The organism is Bradyrhizobium algeriense (assembly GCF_003062295.1).
Classification (GTDB): Bacteria; Pseudomonadota; Alphaproteobacteria; order Rhizobiales; family Xanthobacteraceae; genus Bradyrhizobium; species Bradyrhizobium algeriense.
On sequence record NZ_PYCN01000011.1, the window covers coordinates 21,397 to 33,771 of the forward strand.

Genomic DNA, 12,375 nt, shown 5'->3' on the forward strand with positions numbered 1-12,375 from the left:
TCCAGATCATTGTTTGTCTCCGTCTGTTACGTTGGACGTAGCGATGATCTATCGGATCAGGTTCGCAATTGCCCCTGAGCGATTGCCGTACCTGTAGAGCGATTGCTGCTACCGTACGCGCCGCCGCCAATCGCTCGGGGTTTCGCCGGTCAGCTTCCTGAACGCCGCGGCGAAGGCAGTTTGGGAGGCGTAGCCAAGCGCGGCTGCGACCGACACGACGGATGCGTCAGTGTCTCGCAGCATGTTCATGGCCTGCTCGAGCCGGTGCTGGCGCAGCCAGGCATGAGGCGAAAGCCCGGTGCTTTCCTTGAAGGCGCGGCAGAAGTGGAAGCGCGACAGGCCGGCATCGGACGCCAGCGCCGCAAGGGATACGTCCGCATCACTGTCCGAGCGCAGGCGTTCGATGGCGCGGAGCAGGACCTTCGGCGCGAGGCCGCCCACGACCGGCTGGGACATGATCGGTGAGCCGGCGTGCGCGGCCAGCAGGCGGTTGGCCAAGAGATCCGTCAGTTGCTGCCTGAACAGGGCATCCAGGGCCGCGCTGCCCTCAAGCGCATCCGCGGCACTCATGAGCAATCGGGATGTGATGGGGTCGGGATGGCCCGTTCGTTCCAGGAGATCGCCAGGCGCGGTCGTGTTGGCTTCGCCGGCAACGCGCTCGAGCGTCGTGTGCGGGAGATAGAGTTGGACGACATTGACGGAGCCGGGAATATCCCATCGCGCGCTCGAGCCGGCTGGAATGATCGTCACAACACCGGAACGCGCTGTTCCAATCGTAACTGATTTCCCCGAGCGCCGCTCCAGTCGCTGTAAGCCGGTGGGGTAAGTCATGACGACGTGATCAGCCATGGGCTCGACGACGTCGTGCAGAGCACCATGTTTCCAATGGGCAATCGCGCCGCTGGATGGATCAGAAGCCATGCGAAGGGGAGCGGTCCTGAGCACGCGCGCCATCTCCGCATCGGCGGGACGCAGCCGCTCGGCGACCGATAATTCGCCCGGGTAAGCCTCGGACACGGCCGGCAGCTCGGAAGGATCGCGCAAGATCGGTTTGCTCATGGCGGTGTGCTCGCGTTGAGGGGGCCATGGATTCGCTCCGCTTGGGCCCTGTCTGTTGGCTGGTGCGAAGCTACGTTCGGTGCGCGTTCTAGATGCTTGGCAGGTCCGGCGTATTTCCCAAAGCAGCCATGTTTTGCCCGATCCTGCTGCAATCTCGCCAATGCCATATGCAGCCAACAGTTGCGATCGTCGCAGCGAATGCAGCCCGACGCCTGCAAATGCCTTCGTGTTGAGCAACGATGTTGCCGATGAACACCAACGCCTAAAGCTTGGGCAAGACGATCAAACTTTAATTTTACAGAACCGTCACATCGCAGGCTCGATCATGCAGTCGGAGCAACCAGCTATTCCGCGTGGAAAATCTGGACGGCCGCTCACCGATCCCCGATAATGTGCAGCGACCTCGCGGGCGATGGTGCCCGATCCAATTCGACGGGTGGTGCCGCCCCTATGTCACTGTTAGGCGTGTACGGACAAAGGCTCGGGCAGCCCTTGCATCTGAAGGACGCGCCTTCGCTGATAACCCGCTCCCTGCGCAGTGCTGCACTTGCGGTTACCGAAACCCGGGATGATAACCCTGTGCCGGGTCTTTCCGGCTCGTTTCCCTCCGAGGATGCCTATCTCGTCAGCCTCAAATTTCGCGATTACAGCGATTGCGAATGCTGGGAGCGCGGCCGATGCGTGATCAAGACGGATGTTCGCGCGGGCGCAACCTATCTGTACGACCTGAAGCGCGATCCGCGCTACGTGATCGACAAGCCGTTCCACTCCCTGTTCTTCTATCTGCCGCGCACGGCGCTCGACGACATCGCCAAACAGACCGGCGCGCCACGGATTGGCGAACTCGGCTATCAACCCGGCATCGGCCATGACGACGCGGTCGTCCGTCATCTCGGCGCGTCGTTTCTGGAAGCGCTGCGTCGGCCGGACGAAGCCAACCAGCTTTTCATCGATCATATGATGCTCGCGTTCGCTGCCCACGTCGCCCAGACCTATGGCGGGCTGCAGCGCATCACCGATCCGCACCGCGGCGGCCTTGCCCCGTGGCAGGCGAAGCGAGCCTGCGAAAGGCTCGAATCCAACCTCGACGGAAAGCTCTCGCTGGAGCAAATCGCCGCCGAGTTTGATCTCTCGGTCAGCCATTTTTCACGCGCATTTCGAATCTCCACCGGCCTGCCGCCGCACCAGTGGCTTCTTCGCCAGCGCGTGGAGGCGGCCAAGCGGTTGATGACTGTCCGAGACCTGCCGTTGTCCGAGATTGCGATATCGGCAGGGTTTGCCCATCAAAGCCACTTTACGCGGGTGTTTTCGGCCGCGGTCGGCCTCAGCCCGGGAGCGTGGCGCCGCGAGGCGCATGGTGTCCCGGACGGCGCGTTGTGATCCAGGGAAATGTCAGGCGCCGCACGCTTTGATCGCGCGGTGAAAAGTTGGTGTCAATTTCGGGGCGTTTCTGAGGGCGAAATGCGTGTCTGCCAACGCATGCCTTACGGAACGCGTGGTCTAGCCACAAAATCAATCCGTTTCAGACACATTGCCGGCGAGTAGGGTTGAGACGGTGCCCGTTCGCATCACGCCCTCAAAAAAATTACAAAAATATTGGGGCTCACAGGGGGGGACTGCAATGGGGATCGCCACCACTCGTCCGCGTATGGAGCAACTGTCCCGGTTTCGGACAAGGGAGGCCATCCGCCGGCTTTTCACCGCGCCTCGGCGCAACGCCGCTACGGCGCTGATGCTGGCCGCGATGGTGGCGCCGGCGTTTACCGAGCGGGCGCTTGCGGGGCCGGGCGACGGCGAAATCCGGATCGGCAATACCATGCCCTATACCGGTCCGGCCTCCGCCTATGGCGTGATCGGCAAGGTGATGGCGGCCTATTTCGACAAGGTCAACGCCGAGGGCGGCATCAGGGGCCGCAAGATCAACTTCATTTCCTATGACGACGCCTACAATCCGACCAAGACGATGGAGGCGACCCGCAAGCTCGTCGAGGAAGACAACGTTCTCTTTATTTTGGCGAGCCTCGGCACCAACACGAGCCAGGCGGTCCATCCCTATCTGAACTCGAAGAAGATCCCGCAGCTCTTCGTCGCCTCGGGCGCCTCGATGTGGGACCAGCCGCGCGAGTTTCCCTGGACCATGGGCTTCCTGCCCAGCTACCAGACCGAAGCGCACATCTATTCGCATTATATCCTGGAGAACCATCCGCGCGGCAAGATCGCGGTGCTCTATCAGGACGATGGTTTCGGCAAGGACTACGTCAAGGGCCTGAAGGACGGCCTCGGCGGCAAGGTTCCGATCGTGGCCGAGGCGCCGTACAAGGTGACCGACACCAGCATCGACGCCCAGATCGCCAAGCTCAAGGCCTCGGGCGCCGACATCTTCATGCAATTCACCACGCCGAAATTCGCCACCATGGCGATCAAGCGAAATGCCGAAATCGGCTGGAAGCCGGTGCATTTCCTCGCCTCGGTGTCTGAATCAGTGTCGGCCGTGATGGCGCCGGCGGGCGTGGAAAACGCCGAAGGCATCATGTCGGCCATGTACCGGCTGGAGGGCGAGGATGCGGCCAGCGCCGGCCCCGCGGCGTTCCGCGAATGGAGCGCCTTCATGGAGCGATATGTCCCGAGCGTCAGCAAGTCGAACGGCCAGGCCGTCTACGGCTATCTGAACTCCAGGCTCATTATCGAAGTCCTGAAGAACTGCGGCGACGACTTCTCGCGCGAAAATATCATGAAGCAGGCCCGCTCGATCAAGGGCTTGCAGATTCCGATGATGGTTCCGGGCATCCAGATCAACACCAGCGTGAGCGATCACGCGACGATCGAGCAGATGCGGATGATGCGCTTTACCAACGGCCACTGGCAGTTCTTTGGGCCGGTGCGAAGCGGCATCGACCCGGGCACCGTCAGCGATTCCTTCAAGACCCTCTTCAAGTACGGCACCGCCACCAAGCGCGATCTGGCGAACCAGCTCAACGCCAACACGGTGAGCCTGATGACCGGTTCGTTCGGCTCTACCTACGCCCAGGTGGGCGCCGATCTCGCCTCCGTGCTCGACAATGGCACCTCGCTGCGGATCCTGCCGGTGATGGGCCGTGGATCGGTGCAGGCGGTGTCGGACATCCTGCTGCTGCGGGGCGTCGACGCCGGCATCGTCCGCAAGGACACGCTGTCCTATCTCGATCGCAAGGACTTCGCCAAAGACATTCGCAACCAGTTCGTCTACGTCGCCAAGATGTTCAACGAGGAAATGCATGTGCTGGCGCCGAGGTCGATCACCAACATGCGGGATCTCGACGGCAAGACCGTGGTGGTCGATTTGCCCGACAGCTCGACCTTCGTGACGGCGATCAACGTGTTCGACCGGCTCGGCATCAGGCCGCATCTGATCTATCAGGAGCCGCGGCTGGCGGTGGACATGCTGCGCAAGGGCGAGGTCGACGCCATCGTGGCGATCGAAGGCAAGCCGCTGCAATGGCTGAACCAGATCAACGACCGCAACCTGCATCTGGTGCCGGTCGACTATGCCAAGCCGCTGCAGGAGGAATATCTGCCGTCCAAGTTGTCGTCGGCGGACTACCCGAACCTGGTCGCGGATGGCGGCTCGGTGGAGACGATTGCCGCCGAGGCGGTGCTGGCGTCGTATAACTGGGCGCCGAACAGCGACCGCTACCGCCGTCTGGCGCTTTTGGTGGACACCATGTTCGACAAGGTCGGCCAGTTGCAGCGTCCGCCATTCCATCCGAAGTGGAAGGAACTGGCGCCACGCGCGGCGGTGGCCGGCTGGACCCGCTTCAAAGCGGCGCAGGAATGGCTCGACCGCAACATGCCACTGCCCGCGAACGCGGCCGTGTCGGCGGCATCCGGCGCGGCGCCGGCACCGGCTGCGCCGGCCACAGCCCTTGCCCCGCAGGACCCGCTGTATCGCGAGTTCCTGGAGTGGCGGGCCAGCCGCGCCAAGGCCAGTACCAACAGGTAATCAGGCCAGTCGGTATAAATCGGTTTGACGATAACGCGATTTGACGATAAGGGCGGTCCGCTTCGGCGGGCCGTCGTGTTTTTGGGATGAAGGGGCGGCGCAACGTGTCTCGTGTTTCGGTCGGTATCCTCGGTCGGCCTTCAAAATCGACCGCAGGCTGTGCTTGCAACCGTAAGAAGAATCGATATTCGCTGATGCAACCGAATCCCGATTCGGTAACGCTAATGTGCTGCATTGTCGCGGTAGAACACACAATCGACTAACCGCGCTCTGGTAAACGACTGGCCTTGACACAAAATCAATCCGATTGAGACACAATGTCAGCGAGTAGGGCTGAAACGTTATCCTTCTCGCTGCTGGGAAAATCGCAGGTATATTGCTTTAGGGGGCGCAGGCAGATGCGGGCTTTGATCGATACTCTTTGGGTGGCACAATTGTCCGGGTCTGGGGCCCGTGACGGTCTGCGCGGGCTTTTCACCGCGCCTCGGCGCAGCGCCGCGGCGGCAGTGGTAGTGCTTGCCGCGATGGCGGGGCCGGCTTTCGGCCAGGCGCTGCCGCCCCCGGGCGACAGGGAGATCCGGATTGGCAACACCGCGCCCTATACCGGTCCGGCCTCCGCCTATGGCGTTATCGCCAAGACCATCACGGCCTATCTGGACAAGGTCAACGCCGAAGGCGGGATCAACGGCCGCAAGGTCAATATGATCACCTATGACGACGCCTACGAACCGACCAAGACCATGGCGATGACCCGCAAGCTGGTCGAGGAAGACAACGTTCTCCTCGCCTTGGGGACCATCGGCACCAATACGAACGCCGCGATCCAGCCCTATTTGAACTCAAAAAAGGTCCCGCAACTTTTTGCGTTGTCGGGCGCGGCGGCCTGGGACCAGCCGCAAGAGTTTCCCTGGACCATCGGCTTCTTGCCGACCTACACGGCTGAAGCGCAAATTTTTGCGCAGTATCTGCTGGAGAACCATCCCCGCAGCAGGATCGCCGTCCTCTATCAGGAGGATGGGATGGGCAAGGAATATCTGAAGGGCCTGAAGGACGGCCTGGGTGGCAAGATGGCAATCGTGGCCGAGGCGCCGTACAAGGTGACCGACACCACCATCGACGCCCAGATGGCCAAGCTCAAGGCCTCCGGCGCCGACGTCCTCATCGAGTTCACCACGCCGAAATTCGCGATCATGGCGATCAAGCGAACCGCCGAACTCGGTTGGAGGCCGCTACAGTTCGCCGCCTCGATCTCCAATTCGTACTCGGCCGTGATTCAGCCGGCGGGCCCGCAAAATGCGGAAGGCCTGCTGTCGGCTGCATACAGGCTTGAGGGCGAAGACGCGGCGGCGGCCGGCGAGGCGGTGTTCCGCGAATGGAGCGCCTTCATGCAGCGCTATCTCCCGAGCGTGAGCAAGACCAACGGCCAGGCCGTCCTCGGCTATCTGGTCGGCAAGTTGACGGTCGAGGTCCTGAAGAACTGCGGCGACGACCTGTCGCGCGAAAACATCATGAAGCAGGCCCGCTTGCTCAAGGGTATCCAGCTTCCCATGATGGTGCAGGGCATCAAGATCGACACCAGCCCGTCCGACCACGCGCCAATCGAGCAGATGCGGATGATGCGCTTCACCAACGGCCAGTGGCAGCACTTCGGCCCGGTGCGAAGCGGCGTCGATGCGGGCGCCGTCAGCGATTCCTTCAAGACCATCTTCAAGTACGGCACCGCCACCAAGCGCGATCTGGCGAACCAGCTCAACGCCAACACGGTGAGCCTGATGACCGGTTCGTTCGGCTCTACCTACGCCCAGGTGGGCGCCGATCTCGCCTCCGTGCTCGACAACGGCACGGCGCTGCGGATCCTGCCGGTGATGGGCCGTGGATCGGTGCAGGCGGTGTCGGACATCCTGCTGCTGCGCGGCGTCGACGCCGGCATCGTCCGCAAGGACACGCTGTCCTATCTCGATCGCAAGGACTTCGCCAAGGACATCCGCAACCAGTTCGTCTACGTCGCCAAGATGTTCAACGAGGAAATGCACGTGCTGGCGCCGAGGTCGATCACCAACATGCGGGATCTCGACGGCAAGACCGTGGTGGTCGATTTGCCCGACAGCTCGACCTTCGTGACGGCGATCAACGTGTTCGACCGGCTCGGGATCCGGCCGCATCTGATCTATCAGGAGCCGCGGCTGGCGGTGGACATGCTGCGCAAGGGCGAGGTCGACGCCATCGTGGCGATCGAAGGCAAGCCGCTGCAATGGCTGAACCAGATCAACGACCGCAACCTGCATCTGGTGCCGGTCGACTATGCCAAGCCGCTGCAGGAGGAGTATCTGCCGTCCAAGTTGTCGTCGGCGGACTACCCGAACCTGGTGGCGGATGGCGGCTCGGTGGAGACGATTGCGGCTGAAGCGGTGCTGGCGTCGTATAACTGGGCGCCGAACAGCGACCGCTACCGCCGTCTGGCGCTTTTGGTGGACACCATGTTCGACAAGGTCGGCCAGTTGCAGCGTCCGCCGTTCCATCCGAAGTGGAAGGAAATGGCGCCACGCGCGACGGTGTCCGGCTGGACCCGCTTCAAAGCGGCGCAGGAATGGCTCGACCGCAACATGCCACTGCCCGCGAACGCGGCCGTGTCGGCGGCATCAGGCGCCGTGGCGCCGCCGCCGGCTCCGTTTGCTGCACCGGCCGCAGCAGCCCTTGCCCCGCAGGACCGCGATCCCCTGTATCGCGAGTTCCTGGAATGGCGGGCCAGCCGCGCCAAGGCCGGCGCCAGCAGGTAAAGGCCGGCGCCAGCAGGTAATCGGACCAGCCGGTAACACGGTTTGACGACAAGACGGCCCGCTTCGGCGGGCCGTCGTGCTTTTGGGGGCCGGCCGCCAGCGCGCAAGAGCGGGCGCCGAACGGATGGCGTCATGCCGGTAATGCAGGGCTCAGTCACATAAAATAGTGTATCGGCTTGGCTTCGCAGCGCCTGGACACGTTCCCGCGCCACCACGCCAAAAATTCGGAGGAAGTTCATGTCGGCTCTGCCACTTTCGGGCATCAAAATTCTCGACCTGACGCGGGTGCTTGCAGGCCCGTTGTCGGCGCAGATGCTGGCCGATCTCGGCGCCGAGGTGATCAAGATCGAACGCCCCGGCGGCGGCGATGACGCCCGCGCCTTCGGCCCGCCTTACCTCAGTGATCCCGAGGGCAAGGCGAACAACAACAACTCGTTCTACCTCTGTGCCAACCGCAACAAGAAATCCGTCACGGTCAATATCGCGACGGCGGAAGGGCAGGACATCGTCCGCGAGCTCGCCAAAACCTGCGACGTGATGATGGAGAACTACAAGGTCGGCGATCTCAAGCGCTACCGGCTGGATTACGAATCGATCAAGGCGATCAACCCCGGCATCATCTATTGTTCGGTGACCGGCTTTGGCCAGACCGGGCCTTACGCGCCGCGCGCCGGCTACGACGCGATCCTGCAGGCGATGGGTGGGCTGATGAGCGTCACCGGCCATCTCGACGGCGAGCCGGGTGCGGGACCGATGAAGGTCGGCCCTTCTATCGTCGACTACATGACCGGCATGAACTCATCGATCGGCATCCTGTCCGCGCTCTATCACCGCAAGGCCAATGGCGGGGAGGGGCAGCATGTCGATGTCTGCCTGTTCGACACCGTAATCGCCTCGCTGTCGCATTACGCGCAGATCTTTCTGGTCAACGGCCAGACCCCGCCGCGACGCGGCACCTGGGGCAATGGCGGCATGCCGGCCGGCGTGTTCCGCTGCACCGATGGCGAGCTGATGCTGGTGGTCGGCAATGACGGCCAGTTCCAGCGCACCTGCGGCGTCCTCGGTGCGCCCGAGCTCGCGACCGATCCGCGCTTCCTCAAGAACAACGACCGCGTCGTTCACGGCAAGGAGATCATGGCGATCTTCGCCGGACTGTTCCTGAAGAAGCCGGTGGCCTACTGGCTGGACGAGCTGGAGAAGGCCGGCGTGCCCTCAGGCCCAATCAACGATTTCTCGCAGGTGTTTGCCGATCCACATGTCAAATCGCGCGGCATGCAGGTCAAGGTCGACCACCCCTTGCAGCACGACCTGTCGCTGATCCGCAATGCCATCACCTTCTCCGGCACCCCGGTAAAGGAATATCGCGCCCCGCCGTTGCTCGGCGCGGACACCAGGGATGTGCTGGCGACGATCGGCTACGACGACGCGAAGGTGGAAGCGTTGAAGGCGCAGAAGATCGTCTGATCTCGACATTGACACTTCCATCTTTATCGAAGCATGCCGGCGCCAGATGGCGCTAGTCTGTACCCTCGATCAGTCCGTTCGAGAGGTGCAACGATGAAGCGGGAAGTCATTCGCGTCGAGCCGATGTCGTCCTGGCTTGCGAAGCGGAGCGCACCGGTCTCGACGGTGACGCGCGGCGGCGGCATGGTGTTTGTTTCGGGCCTGCCGCCGTTCGATCCCGATACCGGCGAACTCTTCGCCGGCCCGATCGAGCGTCAGACCGAGCTCGTCCTTGAGCAATTGAAGCTATGCCTGGAGACCGCGGGCACATCGCTGCGCAACGTGATGAAGTGCAACGTCTACTGCACCTCGGTCGGGCACTTCGCCGCCGTCAACGCGATCTACGCGCGCTATTTTCCGGAAGATCCTCCGGCGCGCATCTTCGTTTGCGTTCCCGAATGGTTCGCCCCGTTCGATATCGAAATCGATTGCGTCGCGGTGATGTAGGCGCGCTCCAATTCAGCGTAGCCCCTGACGGTCGATCACGATTCGGTGGATCTGGATGAACTCCGGGAGTTCGATCAGGAACTCGGGATCGCGGTCGAGATGGTGAACCTTGGTCGGCTCGCCCTTGGTGAAGGCGGTCATCGAGTCGAGGTCCGGCCAATAGGAGATGGTCGTGAACCAGCTCTCGTGTGCGCGATCCTCGCGGAATAGCTGGACGCCGAGAGCGGTTTTCTCCAGCGGCGGGATTCCATCCGTCTTCAGATAGGCTTCGTAACTGTCCGCGACGTCGGGCCGCGTCCGGCCGCGCCAGATGCGCGCGATGGTCGGCTGGCTTGGCATGATCAGCTCCTTCCCTGGCGTGCTATAACCGCGGAGCCAGCCTGACCGTTCCGGGAGTTGAGATGACTTCAGCCGTCGTCACGCGTTGGCTCATCCAGGCTCACAAGTCCTGCCGTGTCAGCCTTCCATTTGGCACCGCCGGCCGGGCAGGCGCCTTCTTCGCCGGCGCCTCGCCGCCCGTCAGCGCCATCACCGAGACCGAGACCACGCGATCGACGATGGCGTCCACGTCGTTGAGGTCACATTGCCCTTCCGACAATTTCGTCAGCCGCTCCTTTTCCCGGATGGTGTGATGCGACATCGCCAGCGCGAAATGCAGGCCCCAATAGAGATCGGCGTCGTCGCGGCCGGGCATCGCGCGGCGCATCGCTGCGATGAACTTCCGCAAGTGATCGACTTCGCGGTTCTTGATGCGGCGGATCGGCGGTACCGATTCAATCGAGGCGCGGATCATGAAGCGCGCGGCCGTCGAGCCTTCGCGGTCGGGGCCGAGGCAGCCGCGCAGGGTAGGGCTCACCAGCGCGTGCAAAATGGCGTCGATCGGCGCGCGGCCGCCGCCCTTTTCCTCTGCAAGCTTCAACTCGTTGAGCCGCTCGCGGTTGGTGGCGAGGCTGCGCGTGACGAACAGTTCCGCGATCAATTCGTCCTTGGAGCCGAAGTGATAATTCACCGCGGCGAGATTGACGTTCGCTTCGGCGACGATGTCGCGCAGCGTCACGTCGCCGAAACCGCGATCGGCGTAAAGCCGTTCGGCGGCGGCAAGGATGGCAGACCTGGTCCGATCGCTCGACATATCTGACCCCCATGTGGGGAGTTGCAATTCAAACAGTTGTATGAAACTATCGTTTGAAGGGCGGGAAATGTCAATCCGTCGCCTCATGCGAAGCGCAAAATACCTTGCGGCGAATGGGAGGCGGGCGGACAGTGCGGCCCAACGAATTCAGAAAGCCCACAGCCGAGGAGCGTCCCATGAACTTCGATATGTCCGAAAAGCAAAAGGAATGGCTGAACCGCGTGCAGGCGTTCATGAAGACGCATGTCCGCCCCGCGGTGCCGATCTACGATAAGCAGGATGCGGAAGGCCCGCGCTGGAAGGTGATCCCGATCCTCGAGGAACTGAAGAAAAAGGCGAAAGCCGAAGGCCTCTGGAACATGTTCATGCCGCCGAACGCGCATGAGGACGACGAATTCCGCGGTGCGGGATTGACCAACCTCGAATATGCGCTGCTGTCGGAAGAGATGGGCCACATCTCCTGGGCCTCGGAGGTCTTCAACTGCTCCGCCCCTGATACCGGCAACATGGAAGTGTTCATCCGCTACGGTACCAAGGAGCAGAAGCGGAAGTGGCTGCGGCCGCTGATGGACGGCGAAATCCGCTCCGCCTTCCTGATGACCGAGCCGGCCGTGGCGTCGTCGGACGCCACCAACATCGAGACGCGCATCGAAAAGGATGGCGACCACTACGTCATCAACGGCCGCAAATGGTGGTCGTCGGGTGTCGGCGATCCCCGTTGCAAGATCGCGATCCTGATGGGCAAGACCGATCCGAAGGCGGCGAAGCACCAGCAGCAGTCGCAGATCCTGGTGCCGCTCGATACCCCCGGCATCAAGGTCGAGAAGATGCTGCCGGTGTTCGGCTTTGACGACGCGCCGCACGGTCACGCCCAGGTACTGCTGGAAAACGTTCGCGTGCCGAGGGAAAACATCCTGCTCGGCGAAGGCCGCGGCTTCGAGATCGCGCAGGGCCGCCTCGGCCCGGGCCGCATCCATCACTGCATGCGCACCATCGGCAAGGCCGAGGAGGCGCTGGAGAAGATGGTGAAGCGGCTGGCCTCGCGCACCGCGTTCGGCAAGAAGATCATCGAGCACTCGGTGTGGGAACAGCGCATCGGCGAAGCGCGCGCCGATATCGAGATGAATCGTCTGCTCTGCCTCAAGGCCGCCGACATGATGGACAAGGTTGGCAACAAGACTGCGCAGGCCGAGATCGCGATGATCAAGGTCACGGCCCCCAACATGGCACTGAAGATCATCGACAATGCCATCCAGGCCTATGGCGGCGGAGGTGTCTCCGACGAGGCCGGCCTGGCGCGGGATTATGCGCACATCCGCACGCTCCGCCTGGCGGATGGTCCGGACGAGGTGCACAATCGCGCCATTGCGAGACTTGAACTTCGGAAGTATGCAAACGCTACGCACTAACTAATAGAGGGGGCGAACGCAGCGCTCTCTCAACCGTCATTCCGGGGCGCGCGAAGCGCGAACCTCAGA

At 62.6% G+C, this 12,375-nt stretch carries 9 protein-coding genes; 6 read left to right on the plus strand and 3 right to left on the minus strand.

All coding sequences use genetic code 11. The annotated features are described in order from the left end of the window. Positions 1 to 108: 108 nt before the first annotated feature. Positions 109 to 1,059, minus strand: coding sequence for a helix-turn-helix transcriptional regulator (locus C7G61_RS21280; protein ID WP_108518000.1), 951 nt, complete (start codon positions 1,057 to 1,059; stop codon positions 109 to 111). A 450-nt stretch (positions 1,060 to 1,509) separates the two neighbouring features. Here C7G61_RS21280 and C7G61_RS21285 point away from each other — a divergent pair, with 450 nt between their 5' ends. The 5 genes from C7G61_RS21285 (at position 1,510) to C7G61_RS21305 (ending at position 9,765) form a co-directional block, all read left to right on the plus strand. Further along, positions 1,510 to 2,439: a helix-turn-helix domain-containing protein gene (locus C7G61_RS21285; protein ID WP_190241910.1), complete on the plus strand. Its 930-nt coding sequence runs from the start codon at positions 1,510 to 1,512 to the stop codon at positions 2,437 to 2,439. 352 nt (positions 2,440 to 2,791) lie between these two features. Continuing rightward, on the plus strand, positions 2,792 to 5,038 hold the full coding sequence (locus tag C7G61_RS21290; protein ID WP_420836781.1) for an ABC transporter substrate-binding protein: 2,247 nt from the start codon (positions 2,792 to 2,794) through the stop codon (positions 5,036 to 5,038). Between the two features lie 434 nt (positions 5,039 to 5,472). Further along, positions 5,473 to 7,815, plus strand: coding sequence for an ABC transporter substrate-binding protein (locus tag C7G61_RS21295; protein ID WP_338026104.1), 2,343 nt, complete (start codon positions 5,473 to 5,475; stop codon positions 7,813 to 7,815). Between the two features lie 237 nt (positions 7,816 to 8,052). Then, positions 8,053 to 9,279, plus strand: a complete 1,227-nt coding sequence (locus C7G61_RS21300; RefSeq protein ID WP_108518008.1) for a CaiB/BaiF CoA transferase family protein — start codon at positions 8,053 to 8,055, stop codon at positions 9,277 to 9,279. Positions 9,280 to 9,372: 93 nt separating this feature from the next. Beyond that, a complete protein-coding gene (locus tag C7G61_RS21305) occupies positions 9,373 to 9,765 on the plus strand; it encodes a RidA family protein (protein ID WP_108518010.1) in 393 nt (130 codons plus the stop codon). Between the two features lie 12 nt (positions 9,766 to 9,777). Here the strand turns inward: C7G61_RS21305 and C7G61_RS21310 are convergent, their stop codons facing one another. Both C7G61_RS21310 and C7G61_RS21315 read right to left on the minus strand, forming a co-directional pair. Next, positions 9,778 to 10,104, minus strand: a complete 327-nt coding sequence (locus C7G61_RS21310; RefSeq protein ID WP_108518012.1) for a hypothetical protein — start codon at positions 10,102 to 10,104, stop codon at positions 9,778 to 9,780. Positions 10,105 to 10,204: 100 nt separating this feature from the next. After that, positions 10,205 to 10,897, minus strand: coding sequence for a TetR/AcrR family transcriptional regulator (locus tag C7G61_RS21315; RefSeq protein ID WP_108518014.1), 693 nt, complete (start codon positions 10,895 to 10,897; stop codon positions 10,205 to 10,207). Between the two features lie 176 nt (positions 10,898 to 11,073). On the opposite strand from C7G61_RS21315, the gene C7G61_RS21320 reads away from it, so the two are divergent. Continuing rightward, positions 11,074 to 12,306 (plus strand): acyl-CoA dehydrogenase family protein, encoded by a 1,233-nt coding sequence (locus C7G61_RS21320; protein WP_108518017.1) that lies wholly within the window; start codon positions 11,074 to 11,076, stop codon positions 12,304 to 12,306. The last annotated feature ends 69 nt before the right edge of the window (positions 12,307 to 12,375 follow it).

What these genes read in the sequence shown, in the direction of transcription:
- C7G61_RS21280 (WP_108518000.1), bottom strand. Translation starts at nt 1,059, where the DNA reads ATGAGCAAACCGATCTTGCGCGATCCTTCCGAGCTGCCGGCCGTGTCC.
- C7G61_RS21285 (WP_190241910.1), top strand. Translation starts at nt 1,510, where the DNA reads ATGTCACTGTTAGGCGTGTACGGACAAAGGCTCGGGCAGCCCTTGCAT.
- C7G61_RS21290 (WP_420836781.1), top strand. Translation starts at nt 2,792, where the DNA reads ATGCTGGCCGCGATGGTGGCGCCGGCGTTTACCGAGCGGGCGCTTGCG.
- C7G61_RS21300 (WP_108518008.1), top strand. Translation starts at nt 8,053, where the DNA reads ATGTCGGCTCTGCCACTTTCGGGCATCAAAATTCTCGACCTGACGCGG.
- C7G61_RS21305 (WP_108518010.1), top strand. Translation starts at nt 9,373, where the DNA reads ATGAAGCGGGAAGTCATTCGCGTCGAGCCGATGTCGTCCTGGCTTGCG.
- C7G61_RS21310 (WP_108518012.1), bottom strand. Translation starts at nt 10,104, where the DNA reads ATGCCAAGCCAGCCGACCATCGCGCGCATCTGGCGCGGCCGGACGCGG.
- C7G61_RS21315 (WP_108518014.1), bottom strand. Translation starts at nt 10,897, where the DNA reads ATGTCGAGCGATCGGACCAGGTCTGCCATCCTTGCCGCCGCCGAACGG.
- C7G61_RS21320 (WP_108518017.1), top strand. Translation starts at nt 11,074, where the DNA reads ATGAACTTCGATATGTCCGAAAAGCAAAAGGAATGGCTGAACCGCGTG.